Annotated in this window: 17 protein-coding genes and 1 riboswitch; of the genes, 8 read left to right on the plus strand and 9 right to left on the minus strand. The window is 56.6% G+C overall.

Going from position 1 to position 18,808, the window contains the following annotated elements:
- Position 1: 1 nt before the first annotated feature.
- Positions 2-766, plus strand: a complete 765-nt coding sequence (locus AC6I8E_RS03075) for a DedA family protein (RefSeq protein WP_013356747.1) — start codon at positions 2-4, stop codon at positions 764-766.
- A 3-nt stretch (positions 767-769) separates the two neighbouring features.
- Here AC6I8E_RS03075 and thiQ read toward each other — a convergent pair whose 3' ends face one another.
- From thiQ to sgrR, 4 genes are all read right to left on the minus strand, one after another.
- Entirely contained in the window at positions 770-1,471 is a 702-nt protein-coding gene (gene thiQ, locus AC6I8E_RS03080; RefSeq protein WP_013356748.1) for a thiamine ABC transporter ATP-binding protein ThiQ, read from the minus strand.
- Positions 1,458-3,065: a thiamine/thiamine pyrophosphate ABC transporter permease ThiP gene (gene thiP, locus AC6I8E_RS03085; protein ID WP_497824415.1), complete on the minus strand. Its 1,608-nt coding sequence runs from the start codon at positions 3,063-3,065 to the stop codon at positions 1,458-1,460. The genes thiQ and thiP overlap by 14 nt, the downstream gene beginning before the upstream one ends.
- Complete coding sequence (gene thiB, locus AC6I8E_RS03090) at positions 3,041-4,027, minus strand: thiamine ABC transporter substrate binding subunit (RefSeq protein WP_497824416.1); 987 nt, start codon at positions 4,025-4,027, stop codon at positions 3,041-3,043. Before thiB ends, thiP begins: the two co-directional genes overlap by 25 nt.
- A 46-nt stretch (positions 4,028-4,073) precedes the next feature.
- A riboswitch (TPP riboswitch) is annotated at positions 4,074-4,176 on the minus strand.
- Positions 4,177-4,211: 35 nt separating this feature from the next.
- Positions 4,212-5,873, minus strand: coding sequence for an HTH-type transcriptional regulator SgrR (sgrR, locus tag AC6I8E_RS03095; RefSeq protein ID WP_497824417.1), 1,662 nt, complete (start codon positions 5,871-5,873; stop codon positions 4,212-4,214).
- Positions 5,874-6,126: 253 nt separating this feature from the next.
- Between sgrR and AC6I8E_RS03100 the strand changes: the two genes are divergently transcribed.
- On the plus strand, positions 6,127-7,305 hold the full coding sequence (locus tag AC6I8E_RS03100; RefSeq protein WP_497824418.1) for an MFS transporter: 1,179 nt from the start codon (positions 6,127-6,129) through the stop codon (positions 7,303-7,305).
- A 270-nt stretch (positions 7,306-7,575) separates the two neighbouring features.
- Here the strand turns inward: AC6I8E_RS03100 and leuD are convergent, their stop codons facing one another.
- From leuD to leuL, 5 genes are all read right to left on the minus strand, one after another.
- Complete coding sequence (gene leuD / locus AC6I8E_RS03105) at positions 7,576-8,181, minus strand: 3-isopropylmalate dehydratase small subunit (RefSeq protein WP_003854779.1); 606 nt, start codon at positions 8,179-8,181, stop codon at positions 7,576-7,578.
- Between the two features lie 3 nt (positions 8,182-8,184).
- Positions 8,185-9,591 carry a 3-isopropylmalate dehydratase large subunit gene (gene leuC / locus AC6I8E_RS03110; RefSeq protein WP_013356753.1) on the minus strand — a complete coding sequence of 469 codons (1,407 nt, stop codon included), beginning with the start codon at positions 9,589-9,591 and terminating at the stop codon, positions 8,185-8,187.
- A 4-nt stretch (positions 9,592-9,595) separates the two neighbouring features.
- Complete coding sequence (leuB, locus tag AC6I8E_RS03115) at positions 9,596-10,687, minus strand: 3-isopropylmalate dehydrogenase (protein WP_098051507.1); 1,092 nt, start codon at positions 10,685-10,687, stop codon at positions 9,596-9,598.
- A 2-nt stretch (positions 10,688-10,689) separates the two neighbouring features.
- Positions 10,690-12,252 (minus strand): 2-isopropylmalate synthase, encoded by a 1,563-nt coding sequence (gene leuA, locus AC6I8E_RS03120; protein WP_033781852.1) that lies wholly within the window; start codon positions 12,250-12,252, stop codon positions 10,690-10,692.
- A 90-nt stretch (positions 12,253-12,342) separates the two neighbouring features.
- Complete coding sequence (leuL, locus tag AC6I8E_RS03125; protein WP_099257765.1) at positions 12,343-12,426, minus strand: leu operon leader peptide; 84 nt, start codon at positions 12,424-12,426, stop codon at positions 12,343-12,345.
- Between the two features lie 730 nt (positions 12,427-13,156).
- Here leuL and ilvI point away from each other — a divergent pair.
- From ilvI to ftsL, 6 genes are all read left to right on the plus strand, one after another.
- On the plus strand, positions 13,157-14,881 hold the full coding sequence (ilvI, locus tag AC6I8E_RS03130) for an acetolactate synthase 3 large subunit (RefSeq protein WP_033731545.1): 1,725 nt from the start codon (positions 13,157-13,159) through the stop codon (positions 14,879-14,881).
- Positions 14,882-14,883: 2 nt separating this feature from the next.
- The gene (ilvN, locus tag AC6I8E_RS03135) at positions 14,884-15,375 is read left to right on the plus strand and encodes an acetolactate synthase small subunit (RefSeq protein ID WP_013356757.1); all 492 of its coding nucleotides are present in this window, start codon (positions 14,884-14,886) and stop codon (positions 15,373-15,375) included.
- 196 nt (positions 15,376-15,571) lie between these two features.
- Positions 15,572-16,582: a catabolite repressor/activator gene (gene cra / locus AC6I8E_RS03140; protein WP_013356758.1), complete on the plus strand. Its 1,011-nt coding sequence runs from the start codon at positions 15,572-15,574 to the stop codon at positions 16,580-16,582.
- Between the two features lie 494 nt (positions 16,583-17,076).
- Positions 17,077-17,535: a division/cell wall cluster transcriptional repressor MraZ gene (mraZ, locus tag AC6I8E_RS03145; protein WP_009092149.1), complete on the plus strand. Its 459-nt coding sequence runs from the start codon at positions 17,077-17,079 to the stop codon at positions 17,533-17,535.
- Positions 17,536-17,537: 2 nt separating this feature from the next.
- A complete protein-coding gene (gene rsmH / locus AC6I8E_RS03150; RefSeq protein WP_013356759.1) occupies positions 17,538-18,479 on the plus strand; it encodes a 16S rRNA (cytosine(1402)-N(4))-methyltransferase RsmH in 942 nt (313 codons plus the stop codon).
- Complete coding sequence (gene ftsL, locus AC6I8E_RS03155) at positions 18,476-18,796, plus strand: cell division protein FtsL (protein WP_003854764.1); 321 nt, start codon at positions 18,476-18,478, stop codon at positions 18,794-18,796. The genes rsmH and ftsL overlap by 4 nt, the downstream gene beginning before the upstream one ends.
- Positions 18,797-18,808 lie beyond the last annotated feature (12 nt).

Below are 18,808 nucleotides of genomic sequence, written 5' to 3' on the forward strand. Positions count from 1 at the left end.
TATGGAAGCCTGGATTCAACAACTGATTACGCAGTCCCTGGAGTGGGCGCTGTTTGCCGTTGCGCTGGTGACGTTTCTGGAGTCGCTGGCGCTGGTCGGGCTGTTGCTGCCAGGTACGGTAATGATGGCCAGTCTGGGTGCGCTGGTGGGCAGTGGCGAGCTTGGTCTCTATCCTGCCTGGGCGGCGGGCTTTGCCGGCTGCCTGATTGGTGACTGGGTCTCCTACGGCATCGGCTGGAAATTCCAGGGGCCGCTGCATCGCTGGAAGTATCTGCAAAAATATAAAGGCCTGCTGGATAAAACCGAGCACGCCCTGCATCAGCACAGCATGTTTACGATTCTGGTCGGGCGCTTTGTGGGGCCGACACGTCCGCTGATTCCGCTGGCGGCCGGTATGCTGGAGCTGCCGGTGCGTAAATTCCTGCCGCCGAACATTATTGGCTGCATCCTCTGGCCGCCGCTCTATCTGCTGCCCGGGATTCTGGCGGGGGTGGCGATCGATGTGCCGAAAGCCGCGCAGGGCGGCAGCTTTAAATGGCTGTTACTCGGCGCAGCCCTGCTGATCTGGCTGGGTGGCTGGTTATGCTGGCGCTGGTGGCGCAGCGGCAAGAGCCGCGACTGGGCGACCGCCTGGCTGCCGCCTGAACGTTTACGCTGGGCAGGACCGCTGGGGCTGGTGATCGCCGTTGCGGCGTTTGTGGGTATTCAGTTCCATCCGATGATGCCGGTTTTCCGTCATCTGCTGTGGCAGGTGTTCTTCGCCTGACGCTTAACGACGCGGGATGCCGAGCACCTCAGCCTCCCGCGTCTCGCCCGACAGCAGCAGTCGGGTCTCGCCATCCCAGTACACCCGTCCATCCACAATCACCACACTGCGCGGCGCAATCTGCTGTGCATCTTCCAGACTGTGCGACACCATCAGCAGCGTGATGCTGCGCGCTTCGCACACCGAACGCACCAGTTGCAGCATCTCGCCACGCAGCGCCGGATCCAGTGCAGAAAAAGGCTCATCCAGCAGCAGCACCGGCCGGTCACGCAGCAGACAGCGAGCCAGCGCCACGCGCTGTCGCTGTCCGCCCGACAGTTCGCCTGGCAGACGGGTCAGCAGATCGCCTAATCCCACCTGATCGGCCAGCGTGGCCAGTTGCTGACGCTGCTCAGCGCTGAGTTTTAATCCCGGATGCAGGCCCAGCGCCATGTTCTGCTGCACGCTGAGGTGCGGAAACAGGTTGTTCTCCTGAAACAGCATGGACACCGGTCGTCTGGCCGGAACGCTGTGGGTGTGCTCCTGACCGTCAATCATCAGGGTGCCCTGTTTCACCGGCAGGAAACCGGCGATCAGGCTCAGCAGCGTGCTTTTACCGGCTCCGCTGGGTCCGAGAATCGCGATCCGCTCGCCGCGCGCGGCAGTGAGGCTGAAGCGCATCGGCAGATGCTGATAAAGGTAAGTGAGGTTATCAAGTGTCAGCATGGCGGCCTGGTAATTTTTCCATTAGCGTGAACAGCAATAAGCAGAGCAGCAGCAACAGCAGAGCGGTAACCGCGCCATCAGCGCCGCGATAGGCGCCAATCTGCTGATAAAGGTAGAACGGCAGCGTGCGGAAGTCGGCATTGCCAAACAGCGCCACCACGCCAAAATCACCAATCGACAGCACGCAGGCAAAGGCCAGCGCCTGGGCCAGCGGACGCTTCAGCGCCCGCAGCTCGATCAGCCGCAGCCGGTTCCAGCCGTGAATATCCAGTGAATCGCAAAGTCTGCCGTAGCGCTCTGCGACATCCCGCATCGGGTTTTCCAGCACTTTCAGCGCATAGGGAATGGCGATTAGCGAATTGGTAAAGATCACCAGCCCGTCGGCCGACTCGGGCAGGCCGATGGTGGCATTTAACAGCAGGAAAAAGCCGGTGGCGAGCACAATGCCTGGCATTGCCAGAATCAGCATGCCGCTGGTGTCGATCAACTGTGCCGCCGCCGGACGCTGACGCAGACGCAGTTCCCGACTGCTCCACAGCAGCATCATGGTCAGGACCACTGAGAGTAAACCGGCACCAATGGCGATGCGCAGTGAGGTAAAGGTGGCCTGCCACAGTGCAGGCTGTGCCAGCGCGCCACGCAGTCCGCCGTGCAGACCATCGACGATCACAGCCGCCAGCGGAGGCAGTAGCAGAATCAGCGCCAGCCCGATCAGCAGCGCATCCATCAGCTGTGCTGCACGGGAATCCTGCGGATCGCGCCAGCCGTTCAGCTGGCTGGTTCCGGCGGGAATCGCCTTGCTGAAGCGCTGGCTGAGCAGCACCAGCGTAAGGCAGCAGCCGAGCTGAATCAGCGCCAGCAGCGCCGCACGTCCGGGATCGTAGTCATAACTCAGCGCCTGGAATATCGCCAGTTCGATGGTGGTCGCCTGAGGACCGCCGCCCAGCGACAGCACGGTGGCAAAGCTGGCGAAACAGAGCATAAAGATCAGCGCGCCGGTTGGCAGTAGCTGACGCCGCAGCCACGGCCACTCCAGCAGACGAAAATGGTGCCAGCCGCGCAGGTCGAGCTGCGCCGCCAGCTGACGCTGTTCAGCCGGGATGCTCTCCAGCGCCTGCAGCATCAGGCGGGTCGCCAGCGGCAGGTTAAAGAAGACGTGCGCCAGCAAGATGCCCGGCAGACCATAGGGCGAGAAGTGATAACCTAGCCCTGCCATCTGGCACAGCTGCGCCAGCCAGCCATTGCTACCGTAAACGGTCAGCAGGCCGAACACCGCGACCAGCACCGGCAGCACCAGCGTCATGGCGCACAGGCGCAGCAGCAGTTGGCGGCCTGGGAAGCTGCGTCGATAGAGCGCCCGCGCCAGCGGTACTGCAGGCAGCAGCGACAGCAGGGCGGAGAGCAGCGCCTGAGCGAAAGAGAACGCGATAACGTGATGCAGGTAGTCATCCTGCAGCACGCCGCGTAAGTCCGTGTCCGGTGCGGCGCTCCAGAGTGCACCGAAGGCCAGAAACGCCACGAGTGTCAGTAACACCGTGGCGAGGGAACCGGGGATCAGCCAGCGCGGCATCAGCGGCTGACGGCGCGTTGCCACTGGCTAATCCAGCCCGAACGCTGGCTGGCAACCTCTTCCGGCGAGAACTGCAGTGCGATGGAAGGCACGCTGAGCGCCGCGAAACCCGCTGGCAGTGGCGTGTCGATCACCGGGTACATCCAGTTGCCGGTGGGGATAGTGCGCTGGAAGTCAGGCGAGACCATAAATTTCATGAACTGCTGTGCCAGCGCCGGCTGCTTGCTGCTGGCTAACTGCGCGGCCACTTCAACCTGCAGATAGTGTCCTTCGGCAAAGGACGCGGCAGCGTAGTTCTCTTTCTTCTCTTCGATAATGTGATAAGCCGGTGAGGTGGTGTAGCTCAGCACCAGATCGCCTTCACCCTTCAGGAACAGGCCATAGGCTTCACTCCAGCCTTTAGTGACCGTCACAGTTTTCTGCGCCAGCTTTTGCCACGCCTGCGGAGCCTGATCGCCATAGACCTTCTGCATCCATAGCAGCAGACCTAAGCCGGGCGTGCTGGTGCGGGGATCTTCGTAGATCACCCGCCACTTCTCCGGGCTGTCGACCAGCTCTTTCAGGCTTTTTGGCGGATTTTTCAGCCGGGTTTTGTCATAGACAAAGGCGAAGTAGCCATAATCGAACGGCACGAAGGTGGTGTTGTGCCAGCCATCGGGCAGTTTTAATGTCGAGGTGTCGACCTGACTTTCGGCAAACAGGCCGGTTTTCTGCGCCGCCTGCACCAGATTGTTATCCAGCCCCAGCACCACATCGGCTTTGCTGTTTTTGCCTTCCATGCGGACGCGGTTCAGCAGCGAGACGCCATCTTCCAGCGTGACGAATTTCAGCTCGCAGTCGCACTGGGCTTCAAAGGCTTTTTTCACTGCCGGGCCAGGGCCCCAGTCGGCGGAGAAGGAGTCGTAGGTGTAGACCGTGAGAACTGGTTTTGCCGCCAGAACGGGGGCGGAGAGTAACAGCAGCACCGGCAGAACTTTGTTTAACACTTTGCGCTCCTTCAGGAGAATAGGGGATGAGTCGCAAAGGATCTGAGCACAGAGGCCTCTCAAATCCCTACGTCGGTATTAACCGAATCAGGTTCGACGGGTCTCTCTCAGCGGCTTGCTTGTGGCAGGCCGCACCCCGTTGAGAACGTCACATTCTAGTCATTTCAGCGCCGGGGCGAAAGCGTCACAGCGCCGGTGGCGCGAACCAGGCCGATTTAAAATCAAACCAGCCCAGCGTATTCATCCGCACGCCGCGCATGCTGCGCTGTCCTTCCAGTAGCAGCCAGTGGTGAAACAGCGGATGCAAACCGGCTTCTTCGACTAACTGCTTGCTCCATTCGGCCAGCGGCAGTGTTTTCTCACGCCAGCGGGCCGCATCGCCATGCCAGTCGATCGGCAGGCAGTGATGCAGCAGCGGGATCTCATAAAGCTGCGCGAACAGGGAGTAATTCAGCGGCAGGGTAAAGTTCACGCTGCCCAGCCAGATATCACTTTCCGCCTCGCCCTGATACCAGCTTTCGTAGCTGATCTCGCGTGTCTCCAGCGTGACGCCATGCGCTGCCAGCAGCGGACGCAGCGCGTTGGCGATGCCCTCATGCTCCACATGCTGACTGTACCAGGTCAGCGTCAGATGGGTTAAGCCGGGCGGTTTTTCCACGGGCGTCAGATCACGGCGATGATGCCAGCGCGGCAGCAGACCATACGCCGGAAACCAGTAGCGCTGATAGCCGACGCCGGCATGATTGAGCAGGGCAATGGGGTTAAACAGGTAGCTGACCCAGCGCCGCACCGCCTCGTTGCGACCCTGCTCTGAACGCTGATCGAACAGCAGATAGTAGCAGCCCTCTTCAAGGCGGCTCTCCTCCTGAACTTCATCGACGCTGTCGCCCTGCAGTCGGACACCGGCATAGACCAGCTCATTGCTGATGTCGGGCAGGACCCAGATAGAGACATCATCAATCAGGGCGCGAAAACCGAAGTAGTCATCAAACGCTTCGATTTTCAGCTGGCTCTCCTGATTGCGGATCACCCGGTAGGGACCGGTGCCAACAGGCTGACGGGCAAAATCACGCAGTGTCGGCCATTCGCGCGGCAGGATCATCGCACTGACGCTGCCGAGCAGCCAGGGTAATCCCTCGTCGGGCTGGCTTAAACGGATATCCAGCGTCCAGGGGGCAGGCGAGTCAATCTGCGCGATATGGGAAAAGAGTGGATGGGCGCGCTGACGCTCCAGCGTGGCGAGCACATCCTCCATCTCCAGTTCTCTGCCGTGATGGAAGCGAATCGCCGGACGCACAAAGAAGCGCCAGTGAAGTGGGGAAGTCTGCTGCCAGTGGTGCGCAATATCGGGTTCGATTTCCCCGTTTTCCTCATTTATCCGCGTCAGGCCGTTAAAAATCTGTCGCGCAATATGCGTTTCCGAGCGCCGCAGCGGCGAACCGGGCAGCAGGTTAAGCAGCGGACGATAGTAGAGCACCCGCAGGATATGCTTGCCCTGGCGGAAACTGCGCCCCAGGTGTGCCCCAATCATCTGCCGCACCTGGTTTTTATCGCCCACCAGCTGGACCAGTTGATCGATGCGATCCTGTTCCAGCAGATCCTCAGCACGCTGCTGCTGCAACGCCAGACCGGTGTAGCAGAAGGTGAGTTGCGATCGCCTGCCGCGGCCGGCTTCCGCCTGCCAGATCAGCCATCCTGCAGCCTGCATCCGGTTGAGCAGATTACGCATATGACGGCGAGAGCAATGCAGCAGGTCAGCCAGTTCGCTGAGGGTAATCTCCTGCGTTTGCCCCTGGCAGCTCTGCCACAGGCGAATGAACTGCTGCTTCAGACGTGATGAGGACATAAAAGAGGAACTCCCGGTGAAAAGCGCTCTGTTTTTTCTGCCCCATTTTAAGAGCAAACTTTGCGCTATGGGAAGAGCGGGAGGCATTCAGCAGTGAATGGCGTTCGACCCTCACTTCGCTGTTCAGTGGAGTGCTTTTCTGAGTAGGGTGCATTTACACCGCCAGCAGATGATCTCTGCTGGCTTTTTTCATGTTGCGCGGTATCGTCTACCCTTCTTTTTCCCGTCTGTTTGTTCTGAAAGGGATTTCGCTATGAAATCGCTGTTAACGCGGCAGCGCCGCATCAATCCGGTTTACCTCGCTTTTATGGTTGCCTCGTTCATGCTGGGCATCGCGGGCGCATTACAGGCACCCACGCTCAGCCTGTTTCTGACGCGCGAGGTGCAGGCGCGGCCCTTCTGGGTCGGGCTGTTTTTCACCATCAATGCGGTGGCCGGTATCGTGGTGAGCATGCTGGTGGCTAAGCGCTCAGACAGCGTTGGCGATCGTCGGCATATCATTCTCTTCTGCTGCCTGATGGCGCTGATGAATGCGCTGCTGTTTGCCTTTACCCGCCACTATCTGACCCTGCTGACGCTGGGTGTACTGCTGTCGGCGCTGGCCAGCGTCTCAATGCCGCAGCTGTTTGCGCTGGCGCGGGAGTATGCCGATCAGTCGGCACGGGAAGCGGTGATGTTCAGTTCGGTGATGCGTGCGCAGCTGTCGCTGGCGTGGGTGATCGGGCCACCGTTATCGTTCGCGCTGGCGCTGAACTACGGCTTTGTGACGCTGTTTTTGGTGGCCGCTGCGCTGTTTCTGATCTGTATCCTGCTGGTCTGGTTTACGCTGCCATCTGTGCCACGCACGCAGCCGCTGATGCAAAGCGGCGGGCTGCCGATAAGCGGCTGGCGGGATCGGGATGTGCGGTTGCTGTTCATCGCCTCCGTCGTGATGTGGACCTGCAACACCATGTATATCATCGATATGCCGCTCTATATCAGCACCACGCTGGGGCTGCCGGAGAAGCTGGCTGGTTTGCTGATGGGAACGGCGGCCGGGCTGGAGATTCCGGTGATGCTGCTGGCGGGACATTACGCGCGCCGCATCGGCAAGCGGCGGTTAATGCTGATCGCGGTGGCAGCGGGCGTCCTGTTTTACCTGGGGCTGATGTTGTTCAACTCCCGCACTTCGCTGATGGTATTGCAGCTGTTTAACGCGGTATTTGTCGGGATTATTGCGGGTATCGGGATGTTGTGGTTTCAGGATCTGATGCCAGGACGACCCGGCGCGGCGACCACGATGTTCACTAACTCGATCTCGACCGGCATGATTCTGGCCGGGGTGATTCAGGGAACGCTGAGTGAGCGGCTGGGACATGAGGCGGTTTACTGGCTGGCATTCGGGCTGGCGATCGTGGCGCTGGTGATGTCGGCGCGGGTGCGCGACGTATAAAAGAGAAGGGCGACAGGATGTCGCCCTCACAGTGCTGATAACGTCCGGCTCGGTGGCGGTAAGACCGAGCTGGCGAAGAGAACACGGTCAGATCGGAAAGTCGCTTAAGCCATCCCTGGCCGCTCGGCCCGCGCCGTCCCTGGCGCGGGACGCTTTCCTCTTCTGACCGTGTTCCCAGCGCATCAGGTTTTTTTATTGCTGTCAGATTCACCCTGATTTGGGTTTGTCAGCAGTCTGAGGGCGACCGAATGTCACCCTTCATTAACTCAATCAGCGCAGAAAAGCGGGCTGATTCTGCTCGTACTGCGAAATCGAGGCTTCGTGCTGCAGGGTCAGGCCGATGCTGTCGAGACCATTAATCATGCAGTGGCGGCGGAAGCTGTCGAGTTCAAACGGATAGACTTTATCGCCTGCGGTGACCGTCTGCGCTTCCAGATCGACCGTGAAGCTGATACCCGGCTGGGCCGCAACCAGTCTGAACAGCTCATCCACTTCCTCTTCGCTTAACTTCACCGGCAGCAGTTGGTTGTTGAAACTGTTGCCGTAAAAAATATCCGCGAAGCTCGGCGCAATCACCACGTGGAAACCGAAATCGGTCAGCGCCCAGGGCGCATGCTCACGTGAAGAGCCACAGCCAAAGTTCTCGCGCGCCAGCAGGATGCTGGTGCCTTTGAACTCAGGCTTGTTCAGCACAAAGCCGGGCGTCGGCACCGTACCAGCGTCATCTTCAAAGCGCCAGTCATGGAACAGATGCTGACCGAAACCGGTACGGGTGACCTTCTGCAAAAACTGCTTGGGAATGATCGCGTCCGTATCGACGTTCGCGGCATCCAGCGGTGCAACAATGCCAGTGTGCTGAGTAAATTTATTCGCCATGACTTAAGCTCCTGTCGTCAGTTCACGGATGTCGGCAAAGTGGCCGGTCACGGCAGCCGCCGCGGCCATCGCCGGGCTGACCAGATGGGTACGTCCACCACGTCCCTGGCGACCTTCAAAGTTACGGTTGCTGGTAGATGCGCAACGCTCGCCCGGATTCAGGCGGTCATTGTTCATCGCCAGGCACATTGAGCAGCCAGGCAGACGCCATTCAAAGCCCGCTTCCAGGAAGATTTTATCCAGACCTTCCGCTTCAGCCTGCGCTTTGACCGGGCCGGAACCCGGCACCACCATCGCGACCACGCCAGGCGCGACTTTGCGGCCTTTGGCGATAGCGGCGGCGGCACGCAGATCTTCAATACGTGAGTTGGTGCAGGAGCCGATAAACACTTTATCAATCGCAACATCGGTCAGTTTAATGCCCGGCTGCAGGTTCATGTAGGCCAGCGCTTTTTCCGCTGAGGCGCGCTCAACCGGATCGGCGAATGAGGCCGGGTTCGGGATCAACTGATCAACGGCAATCACCTGGCCCGGGTTGGTGCCCCAGGTGACCTGCGGTGCAATCTCTTCAGCATGCAGCGTCACTACCGCATCATACTTCGCGCCTTCATCAGATTTCAGGGTGCGCCAGTATTCAACGGCCTGCTCCCATTTCTCGCCCTGTGGGGAGAACTGACGACCTTTCAGGTAGTTGAAAGTAGTGTCATCCGGTGCTACCAGGCCCGCTTTCGCGCCCATCTCAATCGCCATGTTGCACAGGGTCATACGACCTTCCATGCTCAGCGCCTGAATGGCCGGGCCGCAGAATTCAACCACATAACCAGTACCGCCTGCGCTGCCGGTTTTACCGATGATCGCCAGCACGATATCTTTGGCGGTAATGCCGGTGGACGCCTGGCCCAGTACTTCAATCTTCATGGTTTTCGCCCGACCCTGTTTCAGGGTCTGAGTGGCAAATACATGTTCCACTTCAGAGGTGCCGATACCAAAGGCCAGCGAGCCGAACGCGCCGTGGGTGGCGGTGTGCGAATCGCCGCACACAATGGTCATGCCCGGCAGCGTCATACCCTGCTCAGGACCGATAACGTGGACGATGCCCTGGAATGGGTGATTCAGGTCATACAGCTGTACGCCAAATTCTTCGCAGTTCTTCATCAGCTCCTGCATCTGAATACGCGCCATCTCGCCCGACGCATTGATATCTTTGGTCTGGGTAGAGACGTTGTGATCCATCGTGGCAAAGGTTTTGCCCGGCTGACGGACTTTACGTCCGTGTGCGCGCAGGCCATCAAAGGCCTGTGGCGAGGTCACTTCATGGATCAGGTGACGATCGATGTAGAGTAACGGCGTTTCGTTCGGCGCTTCGTGGACGACATGTGCATCAAATAACTTCTGGTATAAGGTTTTCATTTTTTTATTTTTCCTCGGCGATAAAGCGGGCAATGATGCTGCCCATCTCATCTGTGCTGACCGCAGGGCCATCACCGGCTAAATCTTTGGTGCGGTAGCCCTGTTCCAGCGCACGGCTGATGGCGCGTTCGATACTGTCGGCTGCCGCATCGGCATTCAGGCTATAACGCAGCAGCAGCGACAGCGACAGAATCTGAGCGACCGGGTTAGCAATGTTCTGACCGGCGATATCCGGCGCTGAACCGCCCGCCGGTTCGAACAGGCCAAAGCCCGCTTCATTCAGGCTGGCTGACGGCAGCATGCCCATCGAGCCGGTGATCATGGCGCACTCATCAGAGAGAATGTCACCGAACAGGTTGGAGCAGAGCAGCACGTCAAACTGCGACGGGTCTTTGATCAGCTGCATGGTCGCGTTGTCGATATAGATGTGGCTCAGCTGCACGTCCGGGTACTCTTTTGCCACTTCATTAACAATTTCACGCCACATCACCGAGGTCTGCAGCACGTTGGCTTTATCCACCGAGGTGACTTTGTTGCGACGTTTGCGCGCCGATTCAAACGCGATACGGGCGATGCGCTCAATTTCGAAACGGTGATAGACCTCGGTATCAAAGGCACGCTCTTCCGGGCCGCTGCCTTCGCGTCCTTTCGGCTGACCAAAATAGATGCCGCCGGTCAGTTCACGAACACAGAGAATGTCGAAGCCCTTTGCGGCGATATCGGCGCGCAGCGGGCAGAAGGCTTCCAGTCCGCTGTAGAGCGCCGCCGGACGCAGGTTACTGAACAGCTTAAAATGCTTGCGCAGCGGCAGCAGCGCACCGCGTTCCGGCTGTGATGCCGGCGGTAAATGCTCCCACTTCGGACCGCCAACGGAGCCAAACAGGATCGCGTCGGCCTGCTCGCAGCCTGCAACCGTAGCCGGTGGCAGAGGTTCGCCGTGCTGATCGATAGCAATGCCGCCGACCGCATATTCCTGGGTGGTAATCTGCATATCAAAGCGCTGACGAATGGCATCCAGCACTTTCATCGCCTGTGCCATCACTTCCGGGCCGATACCGTCACCGGGTAAAACTGCGATATGAGAGGAGGTGGACATGGTTATACGGTTTCCTTCTGATCTTTAAATTTACGCTGCAATTCTTGTTCAACCTGACGGGCACGCCAGATATTGTTCAGGGCGTTGACCATCGCTTTCGCAGAGGACTCGACGATATCGGTCGCCAGACCAATGCCGTGGAATTTGCGGCCGTTGTAGCTCACAACGATATCGACCTGACCCAGCGCGTTCTCGCCGTGGCCTTTCGCGGTCAGCTTGTAGTTGACCAGCTCAGCGTCAAACTGCGTGATGCGGTTAATCGCCTGATAGACCGCATCAACCGGACCGTTACCGGTGGCGGCATCCGATTTAGCGACATCACCGCAGCCCAGATTGACAGAGGCGGTTGCGGTGATGCCGGAACCGGTCTGGACGTTAAATTCGTGCAGCTGGAAATGCTCCGGCTCTTCATTCTGTTTGTTGATGAAGGCCAGCGCTTCCAGGTCGTAATCGAAGACCTGACCTTTTTTGTCGGCCAGCTTCAGGAAGGCGTCATACAGCGTATCCAGATTGTAATCCTGCTCGGCATAGCCCATCTCTTCCATGCGATGTTTTACCGCCGCACGGCCTGAACGCGAGGTCAGGTTCAGCTGGATTTTGTGCAAGCCAATCGACTCTGGCGTCAGGATTTCGTAGTTCTCGCGATTCTTCAGCACGCCATCCTGATGAATACCGGAGGAGTGGGCGAAAGCGTTGGAGCCGACCACTGCTTTATTCGCCGGGATCGGCATGTTGCAGATCTGGCTGACCATCTGGCTGGTGCGGTAGATTTCCTGATGATTGATAGTGGTGTGCACGTTCATGATCTGCTGACGGGTTTTAATCGCCATGATCACCTCTTCCAGCGCACAGTTACCGGCACGTTCACCCAGCCCATTCATCGTGCCTTCAACCTGACGCGCGCCGGCCTGAACAGCAGCCAGGGCGTTACCGGTTGCCATGCCCAGGTCATCGTGGGTATGTACAGAGATAATCGCTTTATCGATGTTAGGAACGCGGTTCATCAGTTCGCTGATGATGTGAGCATATTCGCCTGGCAGGGTGTAGCCAACGGTGTCCGGGATGTTGATAGTGGTCGCACCGGCGTTAATCGTGGCTTCCACCATCCGGCACAGGTCATCAATGGGGGTACGGCCGCCATCTTCACAGGAGAACTCGACGTCACTGGTGTAGTTACGCGCACGCTTTACCATATGCACCGCACGCTCAATCACTTCCGGCAGCGTACTGCGCAGTTTGGTGGCGATGTGCATCGGGGAGGTCGCGATGAAGGTATGAATACGGAAGGCTTCGGCAACGCGCAGTGATTCATATGCCGCGTCGATGTCTTTCTCCACACAGCGCGCCAGTCCGCAGACCCGACTGTTTTTGATGGTGCGCGCAATGGTCTGTACTGATTCAAAGTCGCCTGGTGAGGAGACCGGGAAACCCACTTCCATCACATCCACGCCCATACGCTCCAGCGCTAAGGCAATCTGCAATTTTTCTTTCACACTCAGGCTGGCCTGTAATGCCTGCTCACCATCGCGCAGAGTGGTATCGAAAATAATGACTTGCTGGCTCATCGTATTCATCCTTTTGCTTTTTTCGGGCCTGGCAACGAGCATAAAAAAACCCGCGACAGGCGCGGGTTTTTAACTTTCAGCAGGTTTGAATCAGTGTTTGATTCCGCCCACAAGTCTACCGCGCAAGCTGAGTGCGTTTAGTAGTAGACCGAGAAGGCGAACAGAACGAAACATGGATTCAAACCTTATAAAATGTTGTGCTGTACATATTGGTACTGGAATCGCTCAGGGATGTCAACCTTCAATGCAGGGGTATTATCCGGGACGATGAAGGAAGATATTCTGTTATTTAACGGTCAGGCAGCGTAATGAACAGCGCGTCAGTCACTGCGTAAGCAATCAGCCCCGGAAGGCTGCCTTTTATGGGCTGTTTAAAGATTTATTCTATTGAAAAATAATAATTTTATTGGTTTGCAGCCTAGCAGCACCACAGGATTTATCACCTGTCGGTTAGCATAATCGAATGCGCTTGCGTGATTTACTGGTTAATTACGCCAGAAAAGAAAAGCGTCAGGCGATTGTGGGCTATTGCAGGCGGTAATAAGTTTTCGTTATTTCTTATATCACGCTGAAAATAATTTCTTACTTAGCATTTTCGTCTGCGGTTCTGCGACGTAATTAGTTTAATCCGCGCAGCCAATTCTTATCAGGCAGAGCCTTTACGTCCCGGCCTTTTAATTTACGCGGGTTTGCGGTTTGCCTGCCCGGTTAACTGCGGTTATGGTAATTGACCTACTCTCAGAACAATGAACTCAACAGATTTCTCTGTAACCGGACAGCGGCACATGTTTTCGCTGTCGTGCATAAACATAAGATTTTGATTGGCAAAGCAGGCACCAGGGCAACGTGTTACACACCAACGGGCGTAGTAACCGGGCCGGGTCCTCAAGCCTGGAGGCAGAAGATGGAGATGTTGTCAGGAGCCGAAATGGTCGTCCGTTCGTTAATCGATCAGGGCGTTAAGCAGGTATTCGGTTATCCGGGTGGCGCAGTCTTAGATATCTATGATGCGCTGCAAACCGTCGGGGGTATCGATCACATTCTGGTGCGCCATGAGCAGGGCGCGGTGCATATGGCTGACGGTCTGGCGCGTGCTACTGGTGAAGTTGGCGTGGTGCTGGTTACCTCAGGACCCGGTGCAACCAATGCAATTACAGGTATCGCTACCGCCTATATGGACTCGATTCCGCTGGTGATCCTGTCGGGTCAGGTTCCCTCGTCGCTGATTGGCTATGATGCCTTTCAGGAGTGCGACATGGTCGGCATCTCTCGTCCGGTGGTGAAGCACAGCTTCCTGGTAAAAAGCACCGAAGAGATCCCAACCGTACTGAAAAAGGCATTCTGGCTGGCCTCCAGCGGACGTCCGGGACCGGTGGTGATCGACCTGCCAAAAGATATTCTGAACCCGGCCAACAAACTGCCTTATCACTGGCCGGACTCAGTAAGCATGCGCTCCTACAACCCGACCATTCAGGGTCACAAAGGGCAGATTAAGCGCGCGCTGACCACCTTGCTGGCCGCGAAGAAGCCGGTGATTTACGCGGGTGGCGGGGCCATCACCGCTGGCTGCGAAGCGGAACTGTTACAGCTGGCCGAAAGCCTGAATATTCCGGTGACAACTTCGCTGATGGGCCTGGGCGCGTTTCCGGGTACCCACCGTCAGTGCGTCGGCATGCTCGGTATGCACGGCACGTACGAAGCCAACATGACGATGCACAATACCGACCTGATTTTTGGTATTGGTGTTCGCTTCGATGATCGCACCACTAATAACCTGGCGAAATATTGTCCCAACGCCACGGTGATGCACATCGATATCGACCCTACCTCTATTTCCAAGACGGTCGCGGCGGATATCCCGATCGTAGGTGATGCGAAACAGGTACTGCAGCAGATGCTGGAGTTGCTGGCGCAAAGCGACACGCCATCGCGTGCTGAGAGCCTGCACGACTGGTGGCAGGCGATCGAAGGCTGGCGCAGTCGTCACTGCCTGGAATTTGATCGCACCAGCGATAAAATTAAACCACAGGCCGTAATTGAAACCATCAGCCGTCTGACCAAAGGCGATGCGTACGTCACGTCGGATGTGGGCCAGCATCAGATGTTTGCTGCGCTCTATTATCCTTTCGACAAACCGCGCCGCTGGATCAACTCCGGCGGTCTGGGCACCATGGGCTTTGGTCTGCCTGCTGCGCTGGGCGTTAAGATGGCGTTGCCGGAAGAGACCGTCATCTGCGTAACGGGCGATGGCAGTATCCAGATGAACATTCAGGAGCTCTCTACAGCACTGCAGTACGATCTGCCGGTGCTGGTGCTGAACCTGAATAACCGGGTGCTGGGCATGGTGAAGCAGTGGCAGGATATGATCTATTCCGGTCGTCACTCCCAGTCTTATATGGAGTCGCTGCCTGACTTCGTGCGTCTGGCGGAAGCCTACGGTCATGTCGGCATCGCGATTGAACATCCGGCTGAGCTGGAAGAGAAACTGACGCTGGCGCTGGAAACGCTGGCGAAAGGACGTCTGGTGTTTGTGGATGTCACCGTTGACGGTAGCGAGCACGTTTACCCGATGCAGATTCGCGGTGGCAGCATGGATGAGATGTGGTTAAGCAAAACGGAGAGGACATAATTATGCGTCGCATTTTATCAGTTCTGCTGGAGAACGAATCCGGCGCATTATCCCGTGTCGTCGGTCTGTTTTCGCAGCGCGGCTATAACATTGAAAGCCTGACTGTGGCACCGACCGACGATCCCACGCTGTCGCGGATGACCATTCAGACGGTGGGCGATCAGAAGGTGCTGGAGCAGATTGAAAAGCAGCTGCACAAGCTGGTGGATGTGCTGCGCGTTACCGAACTGGGGCAGGGCGCCTATGTTGAACGTGAAATCATGCTGGTGAAGATTCAGGCCAGCGGTTATGGCCGTGAAGAGGTGAAACGAAACGCCGAGATCTTCCGCGGTCAGATCATTGACGTGACGCCAACGCTGTACACGGTTCAGCTTGCAGGCACCAGTGACAAACTGGACGCTTTCCTGAATACCGTCCGCGATGTTGCCGAAATTATTGAAGTGGCACGCTCCGGGATCGTGGGCGTTTCACGCGGCGATCGCATCATGCGTTAATTACGCTCCGTCATCATCAATCCTCACCTAACCCGGCGAAATGCCGGGTTTTTTTATTTTTTATGCGCCAGGCGGGTTACATTCAGAAAAGCGGTTGCTCCGCGCACTTTTCTGCTGTTAGATGATAGTCATAAGTTATCCATAGCTTAACTGCGGCTATTTTTGCCGTTAAAGCGGATTTGATGGTGGGGTTATCGTGAAACTGGATGAAATTGCGCGTCTGGCAGGCGTATCGCGCACCACGGCCAGTTATGTGATCAATGGTAAAGCGCGGCAGTATCGTGTCAGCGACAAAACCGTTGAAAAAGTCATGGCGGTGGTACGTGAGCATAATTATCACCCTAATGCGGTGGCTGCCGGGCTACGTGCCGGGCGAACGCGCTCCATTGGGTTAGTGATTCCCGATCTGGAAAATACCAGCTATACCCGTATTGCGAACTATCTGGAGCGCCAGGCGCGTCAGCGCGGCTATCAGCTGCTGATCGCCTGTTCTGAAGACCAGCCTGATAACGAGATGCGCTGCATTGAACATCTGTTACAGCGGCAGGTCGATGCGATTATCGTCTCTACCTCATTACCGCCAGAGCATCCCTTTTATCAGCGCTGGATCAACGATCCCCTGCCGATTATCGCGTTAGACCGCGCGCTGGATCGTGAACATTTTACCAGCGTAGTGGGTGCCGATCAGGATGATGCACAGACGCTGGCCGCTGAACTGCGTCAGCTTGAGGTTAAAAATGTGCTGTTCCTTGGCGCGTTACCTGAGCTCTCAGTAAGTTTCCTGCGGGAGATGGGGTTCCGCGATGCCTGGAAAGACGATCCCCGTCCGATTGACTACATCTACTGCAACAGCTTCGAACGCACCGCCGCTGCCGCGCTGTTTGAAAAATACCTTGAAGATCATCCGATGCCGGAGGCGCTGTTTACCACCTCATTTGGTCTGCTGCAGGGTGTCATGGATGTGACGCTGAAACGTGACGGAAGGCTGCCGACCGAGCTGGCCATTGCCACCTTTGGCGACCACGAATTACTAGACTTTCTTGAGTGTCCGGTACTGGCGGTGGGTCAGCGTCATCGTGACGTGGCAGAGCGTGTACTGGAATTAGTTTTAGCCTCGCTGGATGAACCCAGAAAACCGAAACCGGGTTTAACCCGCATTCGTCGTAATTTATACCGTCGCGGACAATTAAGCAGAAAAGTTAAATGAGTAACGGGCAGTATTATGCTGCCCGCCCATTTTATTTCCGTGATGTACTGATTAAATAAACAGGTCGACGTAAAAAAGCGTAAATTCTGCTCATCAAATCTAACAAAGTCGACAGGCTTATTTTTATTATCTGCTTACAACTTCAACAAACTTCCTGCCCCGTCTCGCCTGAAGCTGCTGTGCTTCCTTTCGGAAATCCCCTAAAATGCCGCCGCTGTCTCAGAAACTACGATAAATATTCAGCGCTGCATGTTGTTTCATTTTTAATCGTTTTTTTGTGGGTCCTTATTTTTATTCAGGTATTCATTGGCTTAATTTTTACTTTCCCTTTTTATTCGTTTATATCGTCGCCAGAGATTAATTTTGCGCTCTGTAAAGAGTGATATTCAACTACCGCTCCGGCTTGACAAGGATTTCATGGGATCCTTAAACTCGTTTCGTGGTAAAAAGTGGGATAAAGTGGCGTAAATGGGTGACCAGGAGGAGAGACTGGCATGTTCCGCGGAGCAACGTTAGTCAATCTCGACAGCAAAGGGCGGCTCGCCGTACCCACGCGATATCGCGATTTGCTGATTGGGGAATCTCAGGGGCAGATGGTCTGTACCATCGACCTCCACCAGCCATGCCTGTTGCTTTATACCCTGCCCGAATGGGAAATCATTGAAAAAAAGCTGGCACGCCTTTCCAGCATGAATCCACTTGAGCGCCGCGTACAGCGTTTGCTGCTGGGACATGCCAGTGAATGTCAGATGGACAATGCAGGCCGCCTGCTGCTGGCAAATACGCTTCGGCAGCACGCAAAATTAACCAAAGAAGTGATGCTGGTTGGACAGTTCAACAAGTTTGAGCTGTGGGATGAACAGACCTGGTATCAACAAGTCAGGGACGATATTGACGCAGAACAGTCGGCTCAGGAGCCTTTATCTGAGCGGTTGCAGGACTTGTCGCTATAGTTATGCAGGAAAATTTCAAACATACCACCGTACTGTTGGATGAGGCGGTTAACGGCCTCAATATCAGGGAAGACGGTATTTACATCGACGGCACTTTTGGCCGTGGTGGCCATTCACGCCTGATTCTTTCGCAACTGGGAGAGAAGGGAAGGCTGATCGCCATCGATCGCGATCCGCAAGCTATCGCCGCTGCCGCTGAGATCACCGATCCGCGTTTTTCAATTATTCATGGCCCTTTTTCCGCGCTGGCAGAGTATGTCGCTGAACGGGATTTAGTCGGGAAAATTGACGGCATTTTACTCGATCTGGGGGTTTCATCACCGCAACTGGATGACGCCGAACGCGGCTTCTCCTTTATGCGTGACGGACCACTGGATATGCGCATGGACCCTTCGCGCGGTCACTCCGCCGCAGAATGGTTACTGCACGCGGAAGAAGCGGATATCGCCTTCGTCCTGAAGACCTACGGTGAAGAGCGATTCTCTAAACGTATTGCCCGGGCCATTGTCGAGCGCAATCGTGAACAGCCGATGACCCGCACCCGGGAGCTGGCTGAAGTGATCTCTGTCGCCATGCCGGTGAAAGATAAGTTTAAGCATCCGGCTACACGCAGCTTCCAGGCCATTCGTATCTGGATTAACAGCGAACTGGAAGAGATCGATATTGCTCTGAAAGGGGCGGTTGAGGTGCTGGCACCACAGGGGCGCCTCTCTGTTATCAGCTTCCATTCACTGGAAGATCGGCTGGTGAAGCGCTTTATGCGCGATCAGAGTCGCGGGCCACAGGTGCCAGCCGGGATACCGATGACTGAACATCAGCTGCGAGCGCTGGGCGGGCGTGAGCTGAAGCTGCTTGGCAAGATGTCACCGGGTGATGCTGAAGTCTCTGAAAATCCACGTGCGCGCAGTTCGGTATTACGTATCGCGGAGAAAACCGACGCATGATCGGTAATGAGCGCCACAGTCTGCCCGCCGTCATCGGCGGGGATTTGCTGCGAAAAGGCAAGATTCCGGTGCTGTTGCTGATCGCTGTGGTGGTGTCTGCCGTGCTGGTGGTCACCACCACCCATAAAACACGACTGCTGACCGCGCAGCGCGAACAGCTGGTGCTGGAGCGTGATGCGCTGGATATCGAGTGGCGCAACCTGATTCTGGAAGAGAATGCGCTGGGCGACCATAGCCGGGTTGAACGCATCGCCACCGAGAAGCTGCAGCTGCAGCACGTTGATCCTTCACAAGAAAATATCGTGGTGCAGAAATAAGGATTTCAGATA

The organism is Pantoea sp. X-Soil-YNGN-785, assembly GCF_059730585.1.